Annotated in this window: 33 protein-coding genes; 32 read left to right on the plus strand and 1 reads right to left on the minus strand. The window is 67.1% G+C overall.

All coding sequences use genetic code 11. The annotated features are described in order from the left end of the window. The 30 genes from rplP to ABZT06_RS18810 all read left to right on the plus strand — a co-directional run bounded on the left by rplP (position 1) and on the right by ABZT06_RS18810 (position 21,651). Positions 1-420 carry a 50S ribosomal protein L16 gene (gene rplP, locus ABZT06_RS18665; RefSeq protein ID WP_004927269.1) on the plus strand — a complete coding sequence of 140 codons (420 nt, stop codon included), beginning with the start codon at positions 1-3 and terminating at the stop codon, positions 418-420. Then, positions 420-644, plus strand: a complete 225-nt coding sequence (rpmC, locus tag ABZT06_RS18670) for a 50S ribosomal protein L29 (protein ID WP_005481220.1) — start codon at positions 420-422, stop codon at positions 642-644. Before rplP ends, rpmC begins: the two co-directional genes overlap by 1 nt. Continuing rightward, on the plus strand, positions 644-931 hold the full coding sequence (rpsQ, locus tag ABZT06_RS18675) for a 30S ribosomal protein S17 (protein ID WP_007384073.1): 288 nt from the start codon (positions 644-646) through the stop codon (positions 929-931). The genes rpmC and rpsQ overlap by 1 nt, the downstream gene beginning before the upstream one ends. Positions 932-1,029: 98 nt before the next feature. Further along, positions 1,030-1,398 carry a 50S ribosomal protein L14 gene (rplN, locus tag ABZT06_RS18680; RefSeq protein WP_003998823.1) on the plus strand — a complete coding sequence of 123 codons (369 nt, stop codon included), beginning with the start codon at positions 1,030-1,032 and terminating at the stop codon, positions 1,396-1,398. 2 nt (positions 1,399-1,400) lie between these two features. Then, positions 1,401-1,724 (plus strand): 50S ribosomal protein L24, encoded by a 324-nt coding sequence (rplX, locus tag ABZT06_RS18685; protein WP_052839850.1) that lies wholly within the window; start codon positions 1,401-1,403, stop codon positions 1,722-1,724. Beyond that, positions 1,724-2,281 (plus strand): 50S ribosomal protein L5, encoded by a 558-nt coding sequence (gene rplE, locus ABZT06_RS18690; RefSeq protein WP_007384074.1) that lies wholly within the window; start codon positions 1,724-1,726, stop codon positions 2,279-2,281. The genes rplX and rplE overlap by 1 nt, the downstream gene beginning before the upstream one ends. A gap of 5 nt (positions 2,282-2,286) precedes the next feature. Next, a complete protein-coding gene (locus ABZT06_RS18695; protein ID WP_003948630.1) occupies positions 2,287-2,472 on the plus strand; it encodes a type Z 30S ribosomal protein S14 in 186 nt (61 codons plus the stop codon). A gap of 210 nt (positions 2,473-2,682) precedes the next feature. Continuing rightward, positions 2,683-3,081, plus strand: coding sequence for a 30S ribosomal protein S8 (gene rpsH, locus ABZT06_RS18700; protein ID WP_007384075.1), 399 nt, complete (start codon positions 2,683-2,685; stop codon positions 3,079-3,081). Between the two features lie 24 nt (positions 3,082-3,105). Further along, positions 3,106-3,645, plus strand: a complete 540-nt coding sequence (rplF, locus tag ABZT06_RS18705) for a 50S ribosomal protein L6 (protein ID WP_020118535.1) — start codon at positions 3,106-3,108, stop codon at positions 3,643-3,645. A 3-nt stretch (positions 3,646-3,648) separates the two neighbouring features. Beyond that, positions 3,649-4,032, plus strand: a complete 384-nt coding sequence (rplR, locus tag ABZT06_RS18710) for a 50S ribosomal protein L18 (protein ID WP_352389235.1) — start codon at positions 3,649-3,651, stop codon at positions 4,030-4,032. Between the two features lie 39 nt (positions 4,033-4,071). After that, entirely contained in the window at positions 4,072-4,680 is a 609-nt protein-coding gene (gene rpsE, locus ABZT06_RS18715; RefSeq protein WP_013001409.1) for a 30S ribosomal protein S5, read from the plus strand. Further along, the gene (rpmD, locus tag ABZT06_RS18720) at positions 4,680-4,862 is read left to right on the plus strand and encodes a 50S ribosomal protein L30 (RefSeq protein ID WP_005481207.1); all 183 of its coding nucleotides are present in this window, start codon (positions 4,680-4,682) and stop codon (positions 4,860-4,862) included. Before rpsE ends, rpmD begins: the two co-directional genes overlap by 1 nt. A gap of 2 nt (positions 4,863-4,864) precedes the next feature. After that, positions 4,865-5,320 carry a 50S ribosomal protein L15 gene (rplO, locus tag ABZT06_RS18725; protein ID WP_003974249.1) on the plus strand — a complete coding sequence of 152 codons (456 nt, stop codon included), beginning with the start codon at positions 4,865-4,867 and terminating at the stop codon, positions 5,318-5,320. 176 nt (positions 5,321-5,496) lie between these two features. Continuing rightward, the gene (gene secY, locus ABZT06_RS18730; RefSeq protein WP_355741537.1) at positions 5,497-6,810 is read left to right on the plus strand and encodes a preprotein translocase subunit SecY; all 1,314 of its coding nucleotides are present in this window, start codon (positions 5,497-5,499) and stop codon (positions 6,808-6,810) included. Further along, positions 6,810-7,472, plus strand: coding sequence for an adenylate kinase (locus ABZT06_RS18735; protein WP_355741539.1), 663 nt, complete (start codon positions 6,810-6,812; stop codon positions 7,470-7,472). The genes secY and ABZT06_RS18735 overlap by 1 nt, the downstream gene beginning before the upstream one ends. Positions 7,473-7,611: 139 nt before the next feature. After that, a complete protein-coding gene (gene map / locus ABZT06_RS18740) occupies positions 7,612-8,448 on the plus strand; it encodes a type I methionyl aminopeptidase (RefSeq protein ID WP_355741541.1) in 837 nt (278 codons plus the stop codon). A gap of 164 nt (positions 8,449-8,612) precedes the next feature. Continuing rightward, entirely contained in the window at positions 8,613-8,834 is a 222-nt protein-coding gene (gene infA, locus ABZT06_RS18745; protein WP_003948620.1) for a translation initiation factor IF-1, read from the plus strand. A gap of 59 nt (positions 8,835-8,893) precedes the next feature. Next, positions 8,894-9,007 carry a 50S ribosomal protein L36 gene (gene rpmJ / locus ABZT06_RS18750; RefSeq protein WP_003998809.1) on the plus strand — a complete coding sequence of 38 codons (114 nt, stop codon included), beginning with the start codon at positions 8,894-8,896 and terminating at the stop codon, positions 9,005-9,007. 187 nt (positions 9,008-9,194) lie between these two features. Next, positions 9,195-9,575, plus strand: coding sequence for a 30S ribosomal protein S13 (rpsM, locus tag ABZT06_RS18755; RefSeq protein ID WP_352389232.1), 381 nt, complete (start codon positions 9,195-9,197; stop codon positions 9,573-9,575). 70 nt (positions 9,576-9,645) lie between these two features. Beyond that, complete coding sequence (gene rpsK, locus ABZT06_RS18760) at positions 9,646-10,050, plus strand: 30S ribosomal protein S11 (RefSeq protein WP_003956432.1); 405 nt, start codon at positions 9,646-9,648, stop codon at positions 10,048-10,050. 143 nt (positions 10,051-10,193) lie between these two features. After that, positions 10,194-11,216 (plus strand): DNA-directed RNA polymerase subunit alpha, encoded by a 1,023-nt coding sequence (locus ABZT06_RS18765; protein WP_003966937.1) that lies wholly within the window; start codon positions 10,194-10,196, stop codon positions 11,214-11,216. A gap of 162 nt (positions 11,217-11,378) precedes the next feature. Next, positions 11,379-11,888 carry a 50S ribosomal protein L17 gene (gene rplQ / locus ABZT06_RS18770; protein ID WP_355741544.1) on the plus strand — a complete coding sequence of 170 codons (510 nt, stop codon included), beginning with the start codon at positions 11,379-11,381 and terminating at the stop codon, positions 11,886-11,888. Positions 11,889-12,031: 143 nt separating this feature from the next. Next, positions 12,032-12,889 (plus strand): tRNA pseudouridine(38-40) synthase TruA, encoded by an 858-nt coding sequence (gene truA, locus ABZT06_RS18775; protein ID WP_355741546.1) that lies wholly within the window; start codon positions 12,032-12,034, stop codon positions 12,887-12,889. Between the two features lie 274 nt (positions 12,890-13,163). Next, on the plus strand, positions 13,164-14,771 hold the full coding sequence (locus ABZT06_RS18780; RefSeq protein WP_355741548.1) for a glycosyltransferase family 2 protein: 1,608 nt from the start codon (positions 13,164-13,166) through the stop codon (positions 14,769-14,771). Continuing rightward, positions 14,768-15,775, plus strand: a complete 1,008-nt coding sequence (locus tag ABZT06_RS18785; protein ID WP_355741550.1) for a glycosyl hydrolase — start codon at positions 14,768-14,770, stop codon at positions 15,773-15,775. Before ABZT06_RS18780 ends, ABZT06_RS18785 begins: the two co-directional genes overlap by 4 nt. After that, positions 15,772-17,445 carry a hypothetical protein gene (locus ABZT06_RS18790; protein ID WP_355741552.1) on the plus strand — a complete coding sequence of 558 codons (1,674 nt, stop codon included), beginning with the start codon at positions 15,772-15,774 and terminating at the stop codon, positions 17,443-17,445. Before ABZT06_RS18785 ends, ABZT06_RS18790 begins: the two co-directional genes overlap by 4 nt. Further along, positions 17,442-18,980, plus strand: a complete 1,539-nt coding sequence (locus ABZT06_RS18795; RefSeq protein ID WP_355741554.1) for a glycosyltransferase family 39 protein — start codon at positions 17,442-17,444, stop codon at positions 18,978-18,980. Before ABZT06_RS18790 ends, ABZT06_RS18795 begins: the two co-directional genes overlap by 4 nt. A 33-nt stretch (positions 18,981-19,013) precedes the next feature. Further along, positions 19,014-20,357: a UDP-glucose/GDP-mannose dehydrogenase family protein gene (locus tag ABZT06_RS18800; RefSeq protein WP_355741556.1), complete on the plus strand. Its 1,344-nt coding sequence runs from the start codon at positions 19,014-19,016 to the stop codon at positions 20,355-20,357. Beyond that, a complete protein-coding gene (locus ABZT06_RS18805) occupies positions 20,354-21,115 on the plus strand; it encodes a polyprenol monophosphomannose synthase (protein WP_355741558.1) in 762 nt (253 codons plus the stop codon). The genes ABZT06_RS18800 and ABZT06_RS18805 overlap by 4 nt, the downstream gene beginning before the upstream one ends. Positions 21,116-21,123: 8 nt before the next feature. Beyond that, positions 21,124-21,651 (plus strand): GtrA family protein, encoded by a 528-nt coding sequence (locus tag ABZT06_RS18810; RefSeq protein WP_355741560.1) that lies wholly within the window; start codon positions 21,124-21,126, stop codon positions 21,649-21,651. Positions 21,652-21,702: 51 nt separating this feature from the next. Here ABZT06_RS18810 and ABZT06_RS18815 read toward each other — a convergent pair whose 3' ends face one another. Continuing rightward, positions 21,703-22,593 (minus strand): hypothetical protein, encoded by an 891-nt coding sequence (locus ABZT06_RS18815; protein WP_355741562.1) that lies wholly within the window; start codon positions 22,591-22,593, stop codon positions 21,703-21,705. A 325-nt stretch (positions 22,594-22,918) separates the two neighbouring features. On the opposite strand from ABZT06_RS18815, the gene rplM reads away from it, so the two are divergent. Both rplM and rpsI read left to right on the plus strand, forming a co-directional pair. After that, positions 22,919-23,362 (plus strand): 50S ribosomal protein L13, encoded by a 444-nt coding sequence (gene rplM, locus ABZT06_RS18820; RefSeq protein ID WP_355741564.1) that lies wholly within the window; start codon positions 22,919-22,921, stop codon positions 23,360-23,362. Positions 23,363-23,404: 42 nt separating this feature from the next. Beyond that, a complete protein-coding gene (gene rpsI, locus ABZT06_RS18825; RefSeq protein ID WP_007384094.1) occupies positions 23,405-23,926 on the plus strand; it encodes a 30S ribosomal protein S9 in 522 nt (173 codons plus the stop codon). The last annotated feature ends 155 nt before the right edge of the window (positions 23,927-24,081 follow it).

Genomic DNA, 24,081 nt, shown 5'->3' on the forward strand with positions numbered 1-24,081 from the left:
ATGCTGATCCCCCGTAGGGTCAAGCACCGCAAGCAGCACCACCCGAAGCGCCGCGGTCAGGCCAAGGGCGGTACGACGGTCGCGTTCGGCGAGTACGGCATTCAGGCCCTCACGCCGGCGTACGTGACCAACCGCCAGATCGAGGCGGCCCGTATCGCCATGACCCGCCACATCAAGCGTGGCGGCAAGGTCTGGATCAACATCTACCCGGACCGCCCGCTCACGAAGAAGCCTGCCGAGACCCGCATGGGTTCCGGTAAGGGTTCGCCGGAGTGGTGGATCGCGAACGTGCACCCGGGCCGGGTCATGTTCGAGCTGTCCTACCCCAACGAGAAGATCGCCCGTGAGGCGCTTACTCGCGCAGCCCACAAGCTGCCGATGAAGTGCCGGATCGTCAAGCGCGAGGCAGGTGAAGCGTGATGTCGGCCGGTACCAAGGCGTCCGAGCTGCGCGAACTGGGTGACGAGGAGCTGCTGAACAAGCTCCGCGAAGCCAAGGAAGAGCTGTTCAACCTCCGCTTCCAGGCGGCGACCGGTCAGCTCGAGAACCACGGTCGGCTCAAGGCCGTCCGTAAGGACATCGCGCGGATCTACACCCTGATGCGTGAGCGCGAGCTGGGCATCGAGACGGTGGAGAGCGCCTGATGAGTGAGAGCAACGTGACTGAGCAGACTGCAGAGGCCCGCGGCTTCCGCAAGACCCGTGAGGGTCTCGTCGTCAGCGACAAGATGGACAAGACCGTCGTCGTCGCCGTCGAGGACCGCGTCAAGCACGCGCTGTACGGCAAGGTCATCCGCCGTACCAACAAGCTCAAGGCGCACGACGAGCAGAACGCTGCCGGCGTCGGCGACCGGGTCCTCCTCGCGGAGACCCGCCCGCTGTCCGCCACGAAGCGCTGGCGCGTCGTCGAGATCCTCGAGAAGGCCAAGTAATTCCTGCGGCCAACCCCGCAGGTCAGTTCCGCCAGGCTCGGCAGGGGCGCTCGTACTGAGGCCCCTGCCGGGAACCGGCAGACAAACAGGAGATAGACGTGATCCAGCAGGAGTCGCGACTGCGTGTCGCCGACAACACTGGTGCGAAGGAGATCCTTTGCATCCGTGTGCTCGGTGGCTCCGGTCGCCGCTACGCGGGCATCGGTGACGTCATCGTCGCCACCGTCAAGGACGCGATCCCCGGTGGCAACGTGAAGAAGGGTGACGTCGTCAAGGCGGTCATCGTTCGCACCGTGAAGGAGCGCCGCCGTCCGGACGGCTCGTACATCCGCTTCGACGAGAACGCCGCCGTCATTCTGAAGAACGACGGCGACCCTCGCGGCACCCGTATCTTCGGCCCCGTCGGCCGTGAGCTGCGCGAGAAGAAGTTCATGAAGATCATCTCGCTCGCGCCGGAGGTGCTGTAAGCATGAAGATCAAGAAGGGCGACCTGGTCCAGGTCATCACCGGTAAGGACAAGGGCAAGCAGGGCAAGGTCATCGCGGCCTTCCCCCGCGAGGACCGCGTCCTGGTCGAGGGTGTCAACCGGGTCAAGAAGCACACCAAGGCCGGCCCGACCGCTCGCGGTTCGCAGGCCGGCGGCATCGTCACGACCGAGGCGCCCGTCCACGTCTCCAACGTCCAGCTGGTCGTTGAGAAGGACGGCAACAAGGTCGTCACGCGTGTCGGTTACCGCTTCGACGACGAGGGCAACAAGATCCGCGTTGCCAAGCGGACGGGTGAGGACATCTGATGGCTACCACCACGACTCCGCGTCTCAAGACGAAGTACCGCGAGGAGATCGCGGGCAAGCTGCGTGACGAGTTCAAGTACGAGAACGTCATGCAGATCCCCGGCCTCGTCAAGATCGTGGTCAACATGGGTGTGGGCGACGCCGCCCGCGACTCCAAGCTGATCGACGGCGCGATTCGCGACCTCACCACGATCACCGGTCAGAAGCCGGCCGTCACCAAGGCCCGTAAGTCCATCGCGCAGTTCAAGCTGCGTGAGGGCCAGCCGATCGGTGCCCACGTCACGCTTCGTGGCGACCGCATGTGGGAGTTCCTGGACCGCACCCTGTCGCTCGCGCTGCCGCGCATCCGCGACTTCCGTGGTCTTTCCCCCAAGCAGTTCGACGGCCGTGGCAACTACACCTTCGGTCTCACCGAGCAGGTCATGTTCCACGAGATCGACCAGGACAAGATCGACCGTACCCGGGGCATGGACATCACCGTGGTGACCACGGCGACCAACGACGCTGAGGGCCGCGCGCTCCTTCGTCACCTCGGCTTCCCCTTCAAGGAGGCGTGAGCGAGATGGCGAAGAAGGCTCTGATTGCCAAGGCTGCTCGCAAGCCCAAGTTCGGTGTACGTGGCTACACGCGCTGCCAGCGCTGCGGCCGTCCGCACTCCGTGTACCGCAAGTTCGGCCTGTGCCGCGTGTGCCTTCGTGAGATGGCTCACCGTGGCGAGCTGCCGGGCGTGACCAAGAGCTCCTGGTAGTCCCGTCTTTTAGGGACTCCCGAAGCTCTCGGTAAGTAAAGGGATTGGTCAGGGGCCCATCCTCCATGGCTTAGGCTAGGAGGGTTGGGCGCCCTGACGCCCATACGACTTACTACGCCGTAGGTCCACCGCACCGCACCCGCCTCGTCTCGGATCGAGGAGAGGGATGGGCACCTGGAAACCCCGGCGAGAGAGGCCGAAGGCCAATTCATGACCATGACTGATCCGATCGCAGACATGCTTACGCGTCTGCGGAACGCGAACTCGGCGTACCACGATTCCGTGACGATGCCGGCGTCCAAGATCAAGTCTCACATCGCGGAGATCCTCCAGCAGGAGGGCTTCATCACGGGCTGGAAGGTCGAGGACGCCGAGGTCGGCAAGAACCTCGTTCTCGAGCTGAAGTTCGGCCCGAACCGTGAGCGCTCCATCGCGGGCATCAAGCGGATCTCCAAGCCCGGTCTCCGGGTGTACGCGAAGTCCACCAACCTGCCGAAGGTGCTCGGCGGCCTGGGCGTGGCGATCATCTCCACGTCGCACGGGCTCCTCACCGACAAGCAGGCCGGCAAGAAGGGCGTGGGTGGGGAAGTCCTCGCCTACGTCTGGTAGCGGAAGGGAACGGAGGAAACAGCTATGTCGCGTATTGGCAAGCTCCCCATCACGGTTCCCGCCGGCGTGGACGTCACCATCGACGGCCGTACGGTCTCGGTCAAGGGCCCCAAGGGTTCCTTGAGCCACACCGTCGCTGCGCCGATCGACATCGCCAAGGGTGAGGACGGCGTTCTCAACGTCACCCGCCCCAACGACGAGCGTCAGAACAAGGCCCTGCACGGCCTGTCCCGCACGCTGGTGGCGAACATGATCACCGGCGTGACCCAGGGTTACGTGAAGAAGCTCGAGATCAGCGGTGTCGGTTACCGCGTGCAGGCCAAGGGTTCGAACCTCGAGTTCGCTCTCGGCTACAGCCACCCGATCACCGTCGAGGCCCCCGAGGGCATCACCTTCAAGGTGGAGGCCCCCACCCGGTTCTCGGTCGAGGGCATCGACAAGCAGAAGGTCGGCGAGGTTGCGGCCAACATCCGCAAGCTGCGCAAGCCTGACCCGTACAAGGCCAAGGGCGTCAAGTACGAGGGCGAAGTCATCCGCCGCAAGGTCGGAAAGGCGGGTAAGTAAGCCATGGCATACGGACAGAAGATCCTGAAGGGCGACGCCTACAAGCGCGCCGCGATCAAGCGCCGTCACATCCGGATCCGCAAGCGGCTCTCCGGTACGGCGGAGCGTCCCCGTCTGGTCGTTACCCGCTCCAACCGCCACATCGTGGCCCAGGTGATCGACGACATCAAGGGTCACACCCTGGCGTCGGCGTCCACCCTGGACACCACGGTGCGCGGTGGCGAGGGCGACAAGTCGGCGCAGGCCAAGCAGGTCGGCGCCCTGGTCGCCGAGCGCGCCAAGGCCGCCGGTGTCGAGGCTGTCGTGTTCGACCGTGGTGGCAACCAGTACGCCGGGCGCATCGCCGCCCTGGCGGACGCCGCCCGCGAAGCCGGCTTGAAGTTCTGAGCCGTTCGTAGCTAGCGGAAAAAGAGAGAGGTAATTCCAATGGCTGGACCCCAGCGCCGCGGTGGCGGTGCCGGTGGCGGCGAGCGGCGGGACCGGAAGGGCCGTGACGGCGGCGCTGCTGCCGCCGAGAAGACCGCGTACGTTGAGCGCGTTGTCGCGATCAACCGCGTCGCCAAGGTTGTGAAGGGTGGTCGTCGCTTCAGCTTCACTGCGCTCGTCGTAGTGGGCGATGGCGATGGCACCGTCGGTGTCGGTTACGGCAAGGCCAAGGAGGTGCCGGCCGCCATCGCCAAGGGTGTTGAGGAGGCCAAGAAGCACTTCTTCAAGGTCCCCCGTATCCAGGGCACCATCCCGCACCCGATCACGGGTGAGAAGGCGGCGGGCGTCGTCCTGCTCAAGCCGGCGTCCCCCGGTACCGGCGTTATCGCCGGTGGCCCGGTGCGTGCCGTGCTCGAGTGCGCCGGCGTTCACGACATCCTGTCGAAGTCGCTCGGCTCGTCGAACGCGATCAACATCGTGCACGCGACCGTGGAGGCCCTGAAGGGCCTGCAGCGTCCCGAGGAGATCGCGGCCCGCCGCGGTCTGCCCCTCGAGGACGTCGCTCCCGCGGCTCTGCTGCGTGCGCGTGCCGGGGCTGGTGCTGCGTAATGGCTCAGCTCAAGATCACGCAGACGAAGTCGTACATCGGCAGCAAGCAGAACCACCGTGACACCCTGCGCTCCCTTGGTCTCAAGGGCATCAACACGCAGGTCGTCAAGGAGGACCGCCCCGAGTTCCGCGGCATGGTGCACACCGTCCGCCACCTCGTGACGGTCGAGGAGGTCGACTGATCATGGCGGAGAACAACCCGCTCAAGATCCACAACCTCCGTCCCGCCCCGGGCGCCAAGACCGCCAAGACCCGTGTGGGTCGTGGTGAGGCGTCGAAGGGTAAGACGGCCGGTCGTGGTACCAAGGGTACGAAGGCCCGTTACCAGGTTCCGGAGCGCTTCGAGGGTGGCCAGATGCCCCTCCACATGCGTCTTCCGAAGCTGAAGGGCTTCAAGAACCCGTTCAAGACCGAGTTCCAGGTCGTGAACCTCGACAAGCTGGCCGCGCTCTACCCCGAGGGTGGCGAGGTCACCGTCGAGGGTCTGGTGGCCAAGGGTGCCGTTCGCAAGAACAGCCTCGTCAAGGTCCTCGGCCAGGGCGAGATCTCGGTGGCGCTGCAGGTGACGGTCGACGCCGTCTCCGGCTCCGCCAAGGAGAAGATCACCGCCGCCGGCGGCACGGTCACCGAGCTCGTCTGAGCACGATGACCTGAAGCAGTACCCACCGGGGATACCTCACAACGAGGTATCCCCGGTTGGTCGTTCCACGGCAGGCGGCGGCCCGGGTAAGGTGGCCTGCACTGCTTTCCCACATATTCGTCGAACCTCAAGACCGTCACCCTTGACGCAGTAGCGCGGGGGTCGCAGGAGGCACCGTGCTCACCGCGTTCGCCCGGGCGTTCAAGACGCCCGACCTGCGCAAGAAGCTGCTCTTCACGCTTGCCATCATTGTGGTGTACCGCGTGGGTACCCACATTCCGATCCCGGGCGTCGACTACACGTCCGTTCAGCAGTGTGTGGACGAGGCATCCGCCAACCAGGGCCCCCTCGGTCTGGTCAACATGTTCAGTGGTGGCGCGCTGCTGCAGATCACCATCTTCGCGCTGGGCATCATGCCGTACATCACGGCGAGCATCATTCTCCAGCTGCTGACCGTGGTCATCCCGCGACTGGAGGCCCTCAAGAAGGAGGGCCAGGCCGGCACCGCGAAGATCACGCAGTACACCCGCTACCTGACCGTGGCGCTCGCCATCCTGCAGGGCACCGGCCTCGTCGCCACCGCCCGCAGCGGTGCGCTCTTCTCCGGCTGCTCGGCCGCGTCGGCCATCATCCCGGACCGCGCGATCTTCACCACCATCGTCATGGTCATCACCATGACCGCCGGTACGGCCGTCGTCATGTGGCTCGGTGAGCTCATCACCGACCGCGGTATCGGCAACGGCATGTCGATCCTGATGTTCATCTCGATCGCCGCGACCTTCCCGTCCGCGCTGTGGGCCATCAAGCAGCAGGGCACGCTGGCCGACGGCTGGATCGAGTTCGGCACCGTCGTCCTCATCGGCCTGGTCATGGTCGGCCTGGTGGTCTTCGTCGAGCAGGCGCAGCGTCGTATCCCCGTGCAGTACGCGAAGCGGATGATCGGCCGCCGTTCCTACGGTGGTACGTCCACGTACATCCCGCTGAAGGTGAACCAGGCGGGTGTGATTCCCGTCATCTTCGCGTCGTCGCTGCTCTACATCCCGGCTCTGGTCTCGCAGTTCTCGGGTGGTAACTCCGGCTGGAAAACCTGGATCGAGCAGAACCTCACCAAGGGCGACCACCCGATCTACATCACTTTGTACTTCCTGCTGATCGTGTTCTTCGCCTTCTTCTACGTGGCTATCTCGTTCAACCCCGAGGAAGTCGCCGACAACATGAAGAAGTATGGTGGCTTCATCCCGGGCATCCGGGCTGGCCGACCGACCGCTGAGTACCTCTCCTACGTGCTCAACCGGATCACCTGGCCGGGGTCGCTGTACTTGGGTCTGATTGCTCTCGTCCCGACGATGGCGTTGGTTGGTTTCCAGGCAAACCAGAACTTCCCGTTCGGTGGTACCAGCATCCTGATCATCGTGGGTGTGGGGCTTGAGACGGTGAAGCAGATCGAGAGCCAGCTCCAGCAGCGCAATTACGAAGGGTTCCTCCGCTGATGCGTATCGTCCTCGTCGGGCCGCCGGGTGCCGGTAAGGGAACGCAGGCCGCGTTCCTCGCCTCGAACCTGTCGATCCCGCACATCTCCACGGGCGACCTGTTCCGCGCCAACATCAGCCAGCAGACGGACCTCGGCAAACTCGCGAAGTCCTACATGGACGCGGGCAACCTGGTGCCGGACGAGGTCACCATCGGGATGGCCAAGGACCGCATGGAGCAGCCCGACGCCGTGAACGGCTTCCTGCTCGACGGCTTCCCGCGGAACGTCTCGCAGGCCGAGTCGCTCGACGAGATGCTGCAGCACGAGGGCATGAAGCTGGACGCGGTGCTGGACCTCGAGGTACCCGAGGAGGAGGTCGTCAAGCGCATCGCCGGCCGCCGCATCTGCCGCAACGACTCGGCGCACGTCTTCCACGTCTCGTACAAGGCGCCGAAGCAGGAAAGCGTCTGTGACGTCTGCGGCGGCGAGCTGTACCAGCGCGACGACGACTCCGAGGACACGGTCCGCACGCGGCTGGAGGTCTACCACACCCAGACCGAGCCGATCATCGACTACTACAAGTCCCAGGGCCTGGTGGTCACGATCTCCGCGCTCGGCAAGGTGGAGGACGTCACGGCTCGCGCCATGGAGGCGCTTCAGCACGAGGGCGACGCCGCGTAGCGGTTTTTCCGAGCACGACAGAGCCGCGGTTCCCTTCCGAGGGGGCCGCGGCTGCTGTGTGGGTGCACGTATCGTTGAAGGCGCCTTGTCGAAGGCGCCCACCGCCAGGTTTCCCCGGTTCCAGAAAGGCTTCCGCCGCATGGTGCAGATCAAGACCCCCGAGCAGATCGCCAAGATGCGCGAGGCGGGGCTGGTCGTCGCCGCCATCCACGCGGCGACCCGAGAGGCCGCGGTGCCCGGGGCCACGACCCGGGATCTCGACCAGGTCGCGCGCAAGGTCCTCGCCGAGCACAACGCGAAGCCGAACTTCCTGGGATACGGCGGTTTCCCGGCGACGATCTGCACCTCCGTGAACGAGGTCGTGGTCCACGGCATCCCGTCCGACGAGGTCGTCCTCAAGGACGGCGACATCATCTCCATCGACTGCGGCGCCATCATCGACGGCTGGCACGGGGACGCGGCCTACACGGTGTTCGTGGGCTCGGGCCACGCTCCCGAGTTGCTCGAGCTCTCGCGGGTGACCGAGGAGTCCATGTGGGCCGGCATCGCGGCGATGAAGCAGGGCAACCGGCTCGTCGACGTCTCCCGGGCCATCGAGACGTACATCCGCCGCCAGCCGAAGCCGGGCGGCGGCCGTTACGGGATCATCGAGGACTACGGCGGTCACGGCATCGGCACCGAGATGCACATGGACCCGCACCTGCTGAACTACGTCGACCGGCGCCGGGGGAAGGGGCCGAAGCTGGTCACCGGGTTCTGCCTGGCGATCGAGCCGATGGTGTCCCTGGGCACTCCGAAGACGGAGGTCCTCTCCGACGACTGGACGGTCATCACGACGGACGGTACGTGGTCGTCCCACTGGGAGCACTCGGTGGCGCTGACGGATGAGGGCCCGCTGGTCCTCACGTCTCCCGACGGGGGCAAGGCGAAGCTCGCGGAGCACGGCGTCGTCGCGGCTCCGGATCCGCTTGCCTAGCCGCGCGCTTAAGGATCTCCTTCCTGGGGCATGAATCCTCGATTCGTCTTTCAGGAGCCCCTGACGTAGACTGACTCGTCGGCTCTCGTGCACCCGCATGTCCGCATGCGCCCTGAGGGGAACGCAGGGGAGTCGATCAAGGTAGTCGATTCGAAGGGCGAAGCGTGGCCAAGAAGCAAGGTGCCATCGAGATCGAGGGCACTGTCGTCGAGTCTCTTCCGAACGCCATGTTCAAGGTCGAGCTCCAGAACGGCCACCAGGTCCTGGCTCACATCAGCGGCAAGATGCGTATGCACTACATCCGTATCCTCCCTGACGACCGGGTCGTGGTGGAGTTGTCTCCGTACGACCTGACACGTGGCCGGATCGTCTACCGGTACAAGTAGATCTTGCCCGCATCCCGCTGCGGCGGGGTGGTGGCACTGACCCGGAGAACCTCAATCCCATGAAGGTCAAGCCGAGCGTCAAGAAGATCTGCGACAAGTGCAGGGTGATCCGCCGTCACGGTCGGGTCATGGTCATCTGCGAGAACCCGCGCCACAAGCAGCGCCAGGGCTGACGCAGGACCGAACCCTCTGCTCTCGCAGGGATTCGCGCGACGCAAGCTGAATTTGTTCATACGCAGGGCCCAGACGTACTCCGTCTGACACCCCCGGTTCGGAGGCCGGGGACCCAGTTCGTACCTGGTACGGCGGCTGGGAACCGGCTCTGCGGAAGACCTCCGAAGATCACCAGGAGCCATTGAAGTGGCACGCGTTTCCGGTGTTGACATCCCGCGCGAAAAGCGCGTGGAGGTCGCCCTGACCTACGTGTTCGGCATCGGCCGGACCCTTTCGCAGAAGACGCTGGCCGAGACCGGCGTCAACCCGAACACCCGCGTTCGCGACCTCTCCGAGGAGGAGCTCGTCGCGATTCGTGAGTACGTCGACAACAACCTCAAGACCGAGGGTGACCTCCGTCGCGAGGTCCAGGCCGACATCCGCCGCAAGGTCGAGATCGGCTGCTACCAGGGTCTGCGCCACCGCCGTGGACTGCCCGTCCGTGGTCAGCGCACCAGCACGAACGCTCGTACCCGCAAGGGCCCGCGTCGCGCCATCGCCGGCAAGAAGAAGCCGGGCAAGAAGTAGTCCTCAGCGGACAACGCTTCATCAGCGGTCTTCGCTGTAGGACCGACCACCTCCCCGTAGGAGTTTGTAGATGCCCCCCAAGGGTCGTCAGGGCGCTGCCAAGAAGGTGCGCCGCAAGGAAAAGAAGAACGTCGCTCACGGGCACGCCCACATCAAGAGCACGTTCAACAACACGATCGTCTCGATCACGGACCCCTCGGGCAACGTGATCTCCTGGGCCTCCGCCGGCCACGTCGGCTTCAAGGGCTCGCGCAAGTCCACCCCCTTCGCCGCGCAGATGGCCGCCGAGTCGGCCGCCCGCCGCGCGCAGGAGCACGGCATGCGCAAGGTGGACGTGTTCGTCAAGGGTCCCGGCTCCGGCCGTGAGACCGCGATCCGCTCCCTCCAGGCCACCGGCCTCGAGGTCGGCTCGATCCAGGACGTCACGCCCACGCCGCACAACGGCTGCCGTCCGCCCAAGCGCCGCCGCGTCTGAGGCTCGGTTGTCTTGAGGTTGCGGGCGGTACGGCTCTTCGGGGCGGTGCCGCCCGTACCCTTGCAGTACCCCGCACTTTCGCCGGTGCGGGTCCGTCGGGCGTCAAATAGCGGGCGTCCACGAAAGAAGGATCTGATCCACACATGCTGATCGCTCAGCGTCCCTCGTTGACCGAAGAGGTCGTCGACGAGTTCCGCTCCCGGTTCGTGATCGAGCCGCTGGAGCCGGGCTTCGGTTACACCCTCGGCAACTCCCTGCGTCGTACGCTCCTCTCCTCGATCCCGGGTGCGGCGGTCACGTCCATCCGCATCGACGGCGTTCTGCACGAGTTCACCACCGTGCCGGGCGTCAAGGAGGACGTCACCGACCTGATCCTCAACATCAAGCAGCTGGTCGTCTCCTCGGAGCACGACGAGCCGGTCGTGATGTACCTGCGCAAGCAGGGCCCGGGTCTGGTCACCGCCGCCGACATCGCGCCCCCGGCCGGTGTCGAGGTGCACAACCCCGACCTCGTCCTCGCCACGCTCAACGGCAAGGGCAAGCTGGAGATGGAGCTCACGGTCGAGCGTGGCCGCGGTTACGTCTCCGCCGTGCAGAACAAGCAGGTGGGCCAGGAGATCGGCCGTATCCCGGTCGACTCCATCTACAGCCCCGTGCTCAAGGTCACGTACAAGGTCGAGGCGACCCGTGTCGAGCAGCGCACCGACTTCGACAAGCTGATCGTCGACGTCGAGACCAAGCAGGCGATGCGTCCCCGTGACGCCATGGCCTCCGCCGGTAAGACCCTGGTCGAGCTGTTCGGTCTCGCCCGCGAGCTGAACATCGACGCCGAGGGCATCGACATGGGCCCGTCCCCCACGGACGCCGCCCTTGCCGCCGACCTGGCGCTGCCGATCGAGGAGCTGGAGCTCACGGTCCGCTCCTACAACTGCCTCAAGCGTGAGGGCATCCACTCCGTGGGTGAGCTCGTGGCGCGCTCCGAGGCCGACCTCCTGGACATCCGCAACTTCGGTGCGAAGTCCATCGACGAGGTCAAGGCGAAGCTGGCCGGCATGGGCCTGGCCCTCAAGGACAGCCCGCCCGGATTCGACCCGACCGCCGCCGCGGATGCCTTCGGCGCGGACGACGATGCAGACGCCGGGTTCGTCGAGACCGAGCAGTACTAAGAGCTCGGGACCGACTGCCGGTCCTTGGCTGCGGGGCCGTTGTGGCTGGTCGCGCAGTTCCCCGCGCCCCTTTGGGGCGCGGGTCTCCGACGAGCAACCCGCTCGCTCGGATACTGACCTCGGTACCTGATACGGCCGGGGCAGACATCTAGGAGAGACACCATGCCGAAGCCCACCAAGGGTGCCCGTATGGGCGGCAGCGCCGCGCACGAGAAGCTCCTCCTCGCGAACCTTGCGAAGAGCCTCTTCGAGCACGGCCGTATCACCACCACCGAGGCGAAGGCGCGCAAGCTGCGTCCGTACGCCGAGCGTCTGATCACCAAGGGCAAGAAGGGCGACCTTCACAACCGCCGCCAGGTGCTTCAGGTGATCACGGACAAGAGCATCGTGCACACGCTCTTCACCGAGATCGGCCCGCGCTACGAGAACCGTCCCGGTGGCTACACCCGCATCACCAAGATCGGTAACCGCCGTGGCGACAACGCGCCCATGGCTGTCATCGAGCTGGTCGAGGCGCTGACGGTCGCGCAGCAGGCGACGGGTGAGGCCGAGGCCGCCACCAAGCGTTCCGCCAAGGACGCCGAGGCTGCTCCGGCCGCCGAGGAGACCAAGGTCGACACGGCCAAGGCCGACGAGGCCGAGGCTCCCGCCGAGGAGGCCAAGGACGCGTAAGCGTCTGCGGGGTGCTGTTCGGTTGGCGGCTGCGGGTTCGTCGTGGCTGATCGCGCAGTTCCCCGCGCCCCTTACGGGGCGCTCAGCGGGCCCGTTCCTTTTCAGGAGCGGGCCCGCTTTTGTGTTCCTGAGAGGATCCCTGTGTGAGTGACGAAGCAGAACCCGGTTATGTACGTGTCCGTCTCGACCTGTCGTACGACGGGAGCGAGTTCTCCGGCTGGGCCAAGCAGGCCGGGGGGCGGCGGACCGTGCAGGGGGAGATCGAGGATGCCCTGCGGACGGTGACGCGGTCCGGGGGGACGACGTACGAACTGACCGTGGCCGGGCGGACCGATGCCGGGGTGCATGCGCGGGGGCAGGTGGCGCATGTGGACCTGCCCGCCGGGCTCTGGGAGGAGCACCGGGAGAAGCTGCTGAAGCGGCTTGCGGGGCGGCTGGCGAAGGATGTGCGGGTGTGGTCGGTGGAGGAGGCCCCCGCCGGGTTCAACGCTCGGTTCTCCGCGATCTGGCGACGGTACGCCTATCGCGTGACCGACAACCCCGGGGGCGTCGACCCGCTCCTGCGCGGGCACGTCCTCTGGCACGACTGGCCGCTGGACGTCGACGCCATGAACAAGGCGGCCGCGCGGCTGCTGGGGGAGCACGACTTCGCCGCGTACTGCAAGCGGCGCGAGGGCGCGACGACCATCCGCACGCTCCAGGAGCTGAGCCTGGTGCGGGGTGACGACGGGATCGTCACCGCCACCGTGCGGGCCGACGCCTTCTGCCACAACATGGTGCGCTCACTGATCGGGGCGCTGCTTTTCGTGGGGGACGGACACCGGGGGCCTGACTGGCCGGGCAAGGTGCTGGCCGCCGGCGTACGGGACTCGGCCGTCCATGTCGTACGGCCGCACGGGCTGACGCTGGAGGAGGTCGGGTATCCGGCCGACGAGCTGCTGGCGGCGCGGAACCAGGAGGCGCGGAACCGGCGGGTGTTGCCGGGGGCGGGGTGCTGCTGAACGGCCCACCGAGGTGTGACAAGAAGCGCACAATCAGAGGTGATTGCCCGGGTGATCCTGATGTGAAACCTGTTGGTTACCTCACGCTTCAACAAAAGCGAGGTGCATAACCGGACTTGTCGGACTTACGTCTCCACAGTGCCCTTACGTCATTCACATCCCTCGGATAGCCTTTCCCATCTGGCCCCTTTGTTCGAAAGGGGTTCTTTGGGGTGGGGAACACATCGGGCCCATGGCCCGGAGGGTAGGAATGTCATCCATTGACTCTGCCCGCATGTCCGGAGCGACCGGTGCCGGGGGGCACCGATCCACGCGGCGTGGAGGAAAGCGTGGCGCCGAACAGGCGCCGACGGGGCTTCTGCCCGCGCCGCCCTCGCATGCGGAGAAGTATTCGTACGTCAAGAGGCGCCTGTGGGTGCTGACGCTCGCCTCGATCGTCAGCTTCGGGTGCCTGACCGTCAGTCAAGTGGCGCTGGCCAAGGCCAGTCCGCTGATGTGGATCTTCGCGCCGCCGCTGTTCTTCACGGTCGTCTACTACCTCGTGTCGCTGAAGGTGAACGGCTTCACGCGCGATTTCGACTTCGAGTACCACCAGCAGCTCGTGCGCGGCTGGCGGCCCCAGGTCTATCCCAGCGTCGACGTCTTCCTGCCGGTGTGCGGCGAGCCCATCGAGGTGCTGCACAACACCTGGACCCATGTGCGGCACCTGGCCGACCGGTATCCGGGTGTGTGCGTGCCCTTCGTCCTCGACGACGGAGCGAGCCCCGAACTCGCCGCCATGGCCCGGGACTTCGGCTTCCGCTACGGCACCCGGGAGAACCGCGGCTGGTTCAAGAAGGCCGGCAACCTGCACTTCGGTTTCGGGCAGTCCGACGGCAAGTACGTCCTGATCCTCGACGCCGACTTCACGCCGCGCTCCGACCTCCTGGAGGAGCTGCTGCCGTACATGGAGACCGACGAGCGCATCGGGATCGTGCAGTCCCCGCAGTACTTCCGCGTGCTGGACTCGCAGAACTGGATCGAGCGCGGTGCCGGCGCCGTACAGGAGCTCTTCTACCGCTCCGTGCAGGTGTCCCGGCAGAACAGCGACGGCGCCATCTGTGTCGGCTCCTGTGCCATCTACCGGCGGGCCGCACTGGAGACCAACGGCGGTACGACCCTCATCGAGCACTCCGAGGACGTGCATACGGGCTTTGACCTGCGTGGGCTCGGCTGGGACCTCAAGTACGTGCCGGTCGCGCTCTCCACGGGGGTGTGTCCGGACACCGCCGGGGCCTTCTTCAACCAGCAGTACCGCTGGTGCTCCGGCTCGATGTCGCTGCTCGGCAGCAAGAAGTTCTGGGACGCGCCGATTCGTTTCTCCAGTCGGCTTTGCTACATGTCCGGCTTCTTCTACTACATCCATACGGCGCTGTTCACCTTCTTCGCGCCACTCGTGCCCGTCATGCTGCTGCTCACCAGCCCCGAGATGCTCCAGGTCAAGCACTTGGTCTGGGTGCTGCCCAGCATCGCTTACACCACCCTGGTCTTCCCGATGTGGCACAAGTCGCCGTACCGGCTGGAGGCCTGGTCGGCGCGGATGATGTACGGCTGGGCGCATGTCTTCGCCATCTGGGACATCCTGCGCAAGCAGCGCATGGGCTGGCAGCCGACCGGCTCCAAGGGGGCGAAGAAGAACAAGACCCGCCGGTTCTGGCTGGGCATGTGGATCTGGAGCGGCGGCACCGCCGTGGTCTGGGTCGGGGCGGCCGTGTACCGCCTGTTCACCGGCTATCCGCCGGACTTCGCCCTCGTTCTGTCCTCGGGGCTCTTCTACGCCTTGGTCGTCGCGCGAGCGCTCATCCAGCCCAAGGAACACCATTCGGCAGGTGAACCCGCATGATGCGCAAGCGCTTCCTCCCCTTGTGTGTGGCGCTGATGTCCCTGACGGGGGCCGCAGGCTGCGGTGTGCTCGGCGGTGACGACCCCGCCGCCCGGGCCGCGAAGGAACCGGACGCCGGCTCGTCCTCCAAAGCCCCTGGGGCTCAGCTGCCCTATGACGTGAAGCCCCTGCTGCACCCCGACAAGGAGTACTTCGGGGTGGCCCTGGACGGTGCGCCCAGTTCTCTGAAGCCGGTGGACACCTTCGCGAAGACCGTCGGCAAGAAGCCCAACCTGGTCGGCTCCTACTCGTCGTGGGGCGACGGCTTCAACGCTGAGGGCGCCCAGAACGTCTTCGGCGACGGCGGCTTGATGTACGTGTCGTGGGAACCGTTCAAGCCCGGCCTCGACAAGATCGCCGACGGCTCGCAGGACGCGTACATCAAGAAGTACGCGGACAGCGTGCGCAAGACGGACGTGCCGGTGGCGATCAGCTTCGGGCACGAGATGAACGGCGGGTGGTACCCGTGGGGCACCAAGCACACCACCCCCGCGACCTTCGTGAAGGCGTGGCGGCACATCCACGACGTCTTCCAGGAGGTCGGCGCCACCAACGTCATCTGGGTGTGGAGCCCGAACGTCATCAACCCGGTCCCCTCCGTGAAGCTGAAGCCGTACTGGCCCGGTGACGCCTACGTCGACTGGGTCGGCATCGTCGGCTACTGGACGCAGACCGGTGCCCACACCTTCGCCACCCTGTACGGCCCGACGCGCAGCCAGATCGACGCGTTCACCGACAAGCCGGTGCTGATCAGCGAGACCTCGTCCGAGCCCGGGGAGCGCCGGCGCGCCGATGTGCGCGCGCTGCTCGCGGGGGTGCAGGAGGACAAGGACGTCATCGGCTTCCTGTGGTTCAACATCCCGAAGCGGGCCGACTGGCGTATCCAGAGCAGCCCGCTCGCTCTGGCCGAGTTCAAGCGCCTCATCGCCGACGACGACTTCGGATTCGAGGTGCCGCGTTCATGACGACGCAGCAGCAGGACGGCGGCTGGTCCGAGCCCGGGCAGCAGCAGGACTGGCAGCAGCACTACCCGCCCCACGCCGAGCAGCAGCAACAGGTCTACGGCGACCAGCAGGCCTACGGACAGCAGCAGACCTACGGTGATCAGCAGGATTACGGCTATCAGCAGCCGTATGCCGGGCAGCCGCACATCCCGCAGCAGCCGAACCCCGCGCAGCAGCACTACACGCGCCCCTACACGGGCGGCTCCGACGCCGAGTACTACGTCCCGGAGTACACCGTCGTCGAACCCGAGCCGGAGCCCGAGCCGGGCTATGTGCTGCCCGAGGTTCCGGTGTCGGCCTGGTCGGTCGACAACAGCCGCTCGGCGTGGATCAGCCGGGGCGTCCTGATCCTGATCCTGCTCGTGCAGGCCGGGCTGTCCTTCCGGCTCGACGGCAGCGCCTTCCCCCAGGAGGCGAAGTTCCTCGTCTCCGACGGCGAGCTGTCGGGGCTGGTCTCCCAGCTCGGCCTCGGCGGGGCCCGTGCGCTGAGCCTGGCGTGGGCGCTGGGGGCCACGGCACTGCTGTTCGGCGCCACCCGGCTGCTGTTCAACTCTCGCGCCGGTCTCGCGGCCGCCGCCATGTACTCCGTGCTGGAGTCGACCGCCTTCACCGGCCGGTACGCCTCCCTGCACTCGCTGTCGCTGTTCCTGCTCGCCGCCGCCCTGTGGCTGCTGGCCCGGACTCGGCAGTCGAGCCCCGCGGCCGTGCTGCTCGCGGCGCCCTTCGCGGCCCTCGCGCCGTTCGCCGCGTACGCGGCCGCCCTGTACCTGCCCACGCTGACCGTGCTCGCCGTGCTGACCGCCTACCGCTTCCGTGGTGCGGGCGCCTTCGTGCGGGGCGCGCTGTTCGCGGCGGTCACCGGCGCGCTGTGCTTCGTCGGCGTCCAGATCGCCGGTACGCCGAGCGGTTGGAACGTTCAAAGCACCGACAGTGCCTTCCATCTGCTGAAGGAGAGCGCGCAGTGGGGCGGGGTCGTCCTGCTCGTCGCGGTGATCGGCGCCGTCGGCTTCATCCGGCGGGCCCGGATGGGCGAGATGCCATGGGCCGAAGGCTCGGCGCCGGGTGCGGTCCGACGCTCCCTGCTCGGCCTGACCATGTGCGCCACCGCCCTGCTCGCGCCGCTCTACCAGGCATGGCTGGGCAACGGCAGCTCGCTGTACGTTCACGTCGGCTTCGGACTGCTCTTCGCGGTGCCGATGGCGGGCCTCGGGGTCTCACGGATGATGGGTGCCCACTTCCGGTACCCGCAGATCGGCATCATGATCTACGTCGCCACCCTGGTCATCGGCATGGCGCAGACCCGCGAGCTGTACCGGCCGCCGGACTCGGCCGCCATGATCGGCGCCCTGCGCGAGGTGGTGGACACCAAGGGCGAGTACCTGACGGACGACCCGGAGATCTCCGCCTACTACCTGCGGAAGCACACCAAGCCCGCCCAGTGGCACCAGGCCGAGCGCGGCCCGGCCCTGGCGGCCGCGGTGAAGAAGGGCTCCTACGACGCGATCGTGCTGCGGGCCGCCACCGTGCCCGAGGCGCTGCGCGGCGACGCGAACTACCGGTTGCTGGCCGTGCTGCGGCCCTCCGACAAGGACGGCGGACAGGAGCCGTACCGGATCTGGGTGAAGCGATGACGGCGTACACACCATCGGTCGACGAGACGGCCGCCCCGGAGCCCGAGGAGGGCGCGTCCTCCGCACACCGCTCAGCCGACGGCGCCGGCCGAGGCTCGGCGTGGCTCGCCTTTGTGCTGCCCGCGCTGATCGCGGCCGCCTGCGTGGTGCCGGGGCTGGGCGGACGCCAGCTGTGGCGCGACGAGCACGCCACCTGGTGGGCGTCCACGATCTCCTGGCACGACCTCGGGCGGCTGATCGGCAGCATCGACGTCGTGATCGCGCCGTTCTACGCGGTGATGCATGTGTGGATCGACGTCGCCGGGGACTCGGCGGCGATGCTCCGGCTGCCGGAGGCGCTCGCCATGGCGGTCTCGGCCGGTCTGGTCGGGCTCCTGGGGCGCCGGATGTTCGCGGTGCGCACCGGGGTGCTGGCCGGACTGCTGTTCGCGGTGGTGCCGATGATCACCCGGTACGGTCAGGAGGCCCGCCCTTACGCCTTCGCGACGATGTTCGCCCTGCTGGCCACCCTGTGGCTGATCCGGGCACTGGACCGGCCGAGCCTGCGCAACTGGACGCTCTACGGACTCGCCGTCGCGGCCACGGGGTTCAGCCACCTGGTGGCGATGGCCGTGCTCGCCGGACATGTATGGCTCGTCTTCCTGGCCAAGAAGCGCGGCGACCGCATCGCCCACTACGCCTTCGCCGGCGCGGCCATGCTGGGGCTGTCCATCACCTTCCCGATGGTGGCGCAGGGCACAGGGCAGAGTGGCCAGATCGCCTGGAACGTCACCACCACCAAGGACCTGACCCAGTTCCCGGACACCCTGTTCGGGTCGTGGATCACCGGCGGTGCGGTGATGGCCGTCGGCGTGGTCGGTCTCCTGGTGGCCGGGCGGTACTCGGTACTGCTCGCCGCCTGGGCCGTACTGCCGCCGGTGCTCACCTTCGTGACCGCCAACCAGCTGCACCTCTTCCTGCCGCGGTATCTGCTGTTCACCATCCCGGCCTGGACGCTGCTGGTCGCCGCCGCGCTCACCCGGCTCGTGGGCCGACTCGACCCCGAAGCGCGGCGGGGAACAGGCATGCAGGTGCTGAGCGGACTGCTGGTCGCCGCGGTGGCGGCCGGGTACGCGTTCGTGGCGTGGCCGGCGATCGGTGACGCCAAGAAGGACCTGCCGATGGAACCGGACTTCCGGGGCGCGGCGAACGTCGTCGCCGCGGGCGAGAAGTCCGGCGACGGGATGATCTTCAACGGCGGGATGTCCGAGCGCCGGGCCATGGCGTACGAACTGCGGGACCGCAAGGCTCCGAAGGACGTGCTCATGGAGTACACCCCGCAGGAGAACGGTTCGTACGGCGCCACCGAGTGCCGCAAGCCGGCGAGCTGTCTCAAGGGCACCGACCGGCTGTGGCTGGTCTCCACCGTCAGCGACGGGCGGCCGCTGCTCACCGGCATGAACGAGAAGACCGCGGCGGCGATCAAGAAGTCCTTCAAGGCCGGCCGCACGGTGAAGCTGAACCACGTCGTGGTGCAGGTTCTCGAGCGCAAGTAGCGGCCGACACGGAGTAGTGAAGGAGGTCGCTGGATGCGGCTCACAGTCATCGGCACCGGCTATCTCGGTGCCACCCACGCCGCCTGCATGGCGGAACTCGGACACGAGGTTCTCGGGGTCGACGTCGATCCCGAGAAGGTCGCCGCGCTGCAGGGCGGACACGTGCCGTTCCACGAGCCCGGGCTGCCCGAGCTGATCCGGAAGCACACGGCGAGCGGGCGGCTCCGCTTCACCACCGACTACGCGGAGGCCGGGGCGTTCGGCGAGGTGCACTTCGTGTGCGTCGGCACCCCGCAGCGCAAGGGGTCCGAGGGCGCCGACCTGACCTATGTCGACGCGGCCTTCGCGGCGATCGCCGGGCACGCCGCCGAGGGCTCGCTGCTGGTCGGCAAGTCGACCGTGCCGGTGGGCACGGCCGAGCGGCTGGCAGCCCTTTGCGAAGGGGTGGAGGTCGCCTGGAACCCGGAGTTCCTGCGGGAGGGTTTCGCCGTCCAGGACACGCTGCGCCCGGACCGGCTGGTGTTCGGCGTGCGGTCTTCACATGCGGAAACGATCCTCCGCACGGTGTACGCGCCGGTTCTCGACGCGGGCACCCCCGTCGTCACCGCCGACTTCCCGACCGCCGAACTGGTCAAGACGGCTGCCAACGCCTTCCTGGCCACCAAGATCTCCTTCATCAACGCGATGGCCGAGGTCTGCGAGGCCGCGGGCGGCGACGTCGGCGTCCTCGCCGAGGCGATCGGGCACGACGACCGGATCGGGAAGAAGTTCCTGCGTGCCGGTGTCGGCTTCGGCGGCGGCTGTCTGCCCAAGGACATCCGCGCCTTCGCCCACCGCGCCGACGAACTCGGGGTCTCGCTGGCGTTCCTGCGCGAGGTCGACACGATCAACATGCGCCGCCGTGACAAGGTTGTCGACCTGGCGCGCGAGCTGTGCGGGGGGACGGTCCTGGGGGCCCGTATCGCCGTACTCGGAGCGGCCTTCAAGCCCGACTCCGACGACATCCGTGACTCGCCCGCGCTCAACGTGGCCGCCCGGCTGCGACTCGACGGCGCCGACGTCACGGTGTACGACCCCGAGGCGCTGGACAACGCCCGCAAGGCGTATCCGCTCCTCGGTTACGCCCTGTCGGCCGAGGAAGCGCTCGTGGGCGCCGATCTCGTGCTGCATCTGACCGAGTGGCCGCAGTTCCGGGAGATCGACCCGGAGCGGGCCGCACAGCTGGTGTCCCGTCCGCGGATCGTGGACGGCAGGGGGACGCTCGATGCCGGTCGCTGGACCGCGGCGGGCTGGCACTTCCGGGCGCTGGGCAGACCCGCGCCCGTTGGGGAGGGGACCCTTCGGGGCCTTCAGGGGAGGGAAAAAGAAGGAAAATGACGGCCTACGACAGACACCCCGGCGTACCGGTCACCATCGTGATGCCGACGTACAACGAGGCGCCGAACCTGCCTCGCATGGCCGAGCTGGTCCTCGGCCTGCCGATCGACGGGCTCCATCTGAAGATCGTCGACGACTCCAGCCCGGACGGCACCGGGCGGATCGCCGAGGAGCTCGCCGAGAAGTACAACTGGGACGGACGGCAGCGGATGAGCGTGCTGCACCGGACCGAGAAGGACGGGCTCGGGCGCGCCTACGTCGCCGGCATGAGCGCCGCGCTGGAGGAGGGCGCCGCGTACGTCGTCCAGATGGACGCCGACGGCAGCCACCCCGTGGAAGCGGTCCCACGCATGCTCGGTACGGCCGTGGCGTCCGGGGTGGGCCTGGTCGTCGGAAGCCGGTACGTGGAGGGCGGCTCGCTGGACGAGGAGTGGGGCAGGCACCGTGTGCTGCTGTCCCGTTTCGCCAACCGATACGCCCGGACCGTGCTCGGCACCAAGATCCGGGACATCACCGCCGGCTTCAACCTGTGGTCGGCCACCGCTCTGCGTGACGTGGACCTCACGACCCTCGACAGTGCCGGCTACAGCTTCCAGGTCGAGCTGAAGTTCAAGGCCGTCCGGGCCGGGCACAGTGCCGTCGAGATCCCGATCCGCTTCGAGGAGCGGACCGAGGGCGTCTCCAAGATGAACCTCGCGACGCAGATCGAGTCAGCGGTGATGCCGGTACGGCTGCGACTGCGCAACCGACGGGGCTGAGCGGCACGGTGAGCAGCGGACGTCACGCGCTTCCCTCCAGGGGCGGGAAGCTGTACCGCGAGATCGCGAAGTTCGGCATGGTGGGCGCGTCGGGCTTCGTGGTCAACCTCGCGGTCTTCAACCTCATCAGGACCGTCACGGACTGGCAGACCGTCCGGGCGAGCGTCCTGGCCACGGTCGTCGCGATCCTGAGCAACTATCTCGGCCTGCGCTACTTCGCGTACCGCAACCGGGAGCAGGAGGACCGCAACAGCCGCAGGAAGGAGCTGACCCTCTTCCTGTTCTTCAGCGCGATCGGACTGGTCATCGAGAACTCGGTCCTCTACGCGACGACCTACGGGCTCGGCTGGGACGGGACGCTCGCCACCAACGTCAGCAAGTTCCTCGGCATCGGGGTGGCCACCCTCTTCCGCTTCTGGTCCTACCGCACCTGGGTCTTCAGGACGGCCGGGAGCCGGGAGACGGCCGACAGCCTGCCGGAACCCGTCGTGCCGTATCCCGAGCCGGTCCTGAGCGGCTCCTGGGAGCGGAACTGAACCGGTAGCCCACCTGAACGAACCGGACCCGGTGCGCCTCGGCGCGCCGGGTCACTCGCTCGCGGCCGTGGAAGCCTGAGCCTCGCCGCGGCGGTGGATCTGGCGGAAGGTGAACTCGGCCAGGTTGTCGCCGATGCCGAAGACCGCGGTGTCCTTCTCCGTGACGTTCTTGCCGCTGGCGAAGCCGGCGATGGTGAAGTACGCGTAGCGGCCGTAGGAGTTCGAGGTCGTGCGGCAGATCGCGGAGTTGCAGAAGGCCTTGACCGCACCGCCGGACAGCGACTTGACGATGTCCTTCTTCGTGTTGACCTGGCTCTTCGCCTTCGCCGCCTGGGCCTCGGTGTCGAAGACGGCCACGCCGACCGTCACCGAGACGCCGTCCTTGGTGTAGCTGACGCGCATGAACTGGGTGCAGCTGTTGGCGGTGAGGATCTTGCCGAGGCTGGCCTGGACGTTGTCGGCCGCGGCGCAGTTCTTCGTGTCGGAGGTCGTGCCCTTCTTGTACACGGTCGAGCCCATGGTCAGCTGGGTGCCCGGGAAGAGGATCGGGGCGCTGAGCGGTGCCGTGTCCTTGGCCTTGCTGGCGATGAAGTCCTTCGGGTCCAGCGGTGGCGGGGCGCTGGTCGGCGCGAACGACGGGGCGGTCCCGGTCGCGCTGGGGATCGCGGCGGACGACACGGAGGACGTCGGCTTGTTCGCCTCGTCGTCGCTGCCGTTCGCCGAGACGACGGCCATCGCCACGGCGGTGCCTATCCCGACCGTGGCGAGCGCTCCGCCGACGATGAAGAACAGCCGACGCCGTCTGTTGCGGATCTCGGAGGCCTCGGCGAGCGCGGCCCAGTCCGGAGTCTGCTCGCCCCCGCCGCTGCTCCACGGCTGCTGTGACTGCGGTTTCCAGGGATCCCACTGGGACGGGGGTCCACCCTGCTGCCCAAAGCTCATGGGGCGCATCTTAGACGGGGGACGGGAGGTGCCGTCGGGCCTGTGGAGACTGGCCTCGGGACCTTTCCGGCACTGGTGCACATCTCGGCCGCGGAGGTGCCGTGAGGGCCTCGTTTTGACCCGTCCGTGGAACCACGGGTATCCTGCCTCTTCGTTGTGTATTGGCTCGCTCGTTCTCACGCGAGAGACCTTTACCTAGGTTCCCTGGAGCAGTTACCAGTGGGCGGCATACGGGCAGTGCCCCGGCCATTGTCGTCCCCAGCTGCACGATCGCTTCAGTGATGCCATGTCTCAGCACCCATCCACTGAAGAAGAAGGCTGCGAAGTGCGTACGTACAGCCCTAAGCCCGGCGATGTGACTCGCCAGTGGCACGTCATTGACGCTCAGGACGTCGTCCTGGGTCGTCTGGCTACCACTGCCGCGAACCTCCTCCGTGGCAAGCACAAGCCGACCTATGCCCCGCACATGGACATGGGCGACTTCGTCATCATCATCAACGCCGACAAGGTTCACCTGTCCGGCAACAAGCGGACCCAGAAGATGGCGTACCGCCACTCCGGCTTCCCGGGTGGTCTGCGCTCCGTCCGCTACGACGAGCTCCTCGACAAGAACCCCGAGAAGGCCGTCGAGAAGGCCATCAAGGGCATGATCCCCAAGAACAGCCTGGGCCGTCAGATGCTCTCCAAGCTGAAGGTCTACTCGGGCGACCAGCACCCGCACGCTGCCCAGCAGCCGGTGCCGTTCGAGATCACCCAGGTCGCGCAGTAAGTCCGGCCACCCCCTAAGACTGAACAGAATCTGAGGAGAATCGTGGCCGAGACCACCGTCGAGACGCCCGTCGAGGGCGAAGAGATCGTCGACATCGACAGCTACACCACCGAGTCCGAGGTTCCCGTCGAGGGCGAGTACACCTCGGAGTCGCTCGCGGGCCGCTTCGGCGACCCGCAGCCCGCGGCCGGCCTGGGCCGTCGCAAGAACGCCATCGCCCGCGTCCGGATCGTCCCGGGCACCGGCAAGTGGAAGATCAACGGTCGCACCCTTGAGGACTACTTCCCCAACAAGGTGCACCAGCAGGAAGTCAACGAGCCCTTCAAGGTGCTCGAGCTCGAGGGCCGCTACGACGTCATCGCCCGCATCGCGGGTGGCGGTGTCTCCGGTCAGGCCGGTGCGCTCCGTCTCGGTGTCGCCCGCGCGCTGAACGAGGCCGACGTGGACAACAACCGCGGCGCCCTCAAGAAGGCCGGCTTCCTCCGTCGCGACGACCGTGCGGTCGAGCGCAAGAAGGCCGGTCTCAAGAAGGCCCGTAAGGCTCCGCAGTACAGCAAGCGTTAATCTTCGCTGCCTGTTCTGCTCGTACCTGCTCGTTCCCGCGAGTCAGCAGTACGTCCGTTCGCCCCGGCGGCACGCCACAGTGCCGCCGGGGCGTTCGTTTATCACTGCCCTGGGCGTATAACGGCACAAGACGCTCAAAGGCTCATGTGATCGGA

The sequence above is a fragment of the Streptomyces sp. NPDC005483 genome, from assembly GCF_040606035.1.
Taxonomy (GTDB): domain Bacteria; phylum Actinomycetota; class Actinomycetes; order Streptomycetales; family Streptomycetaceae; genus Streptomyces.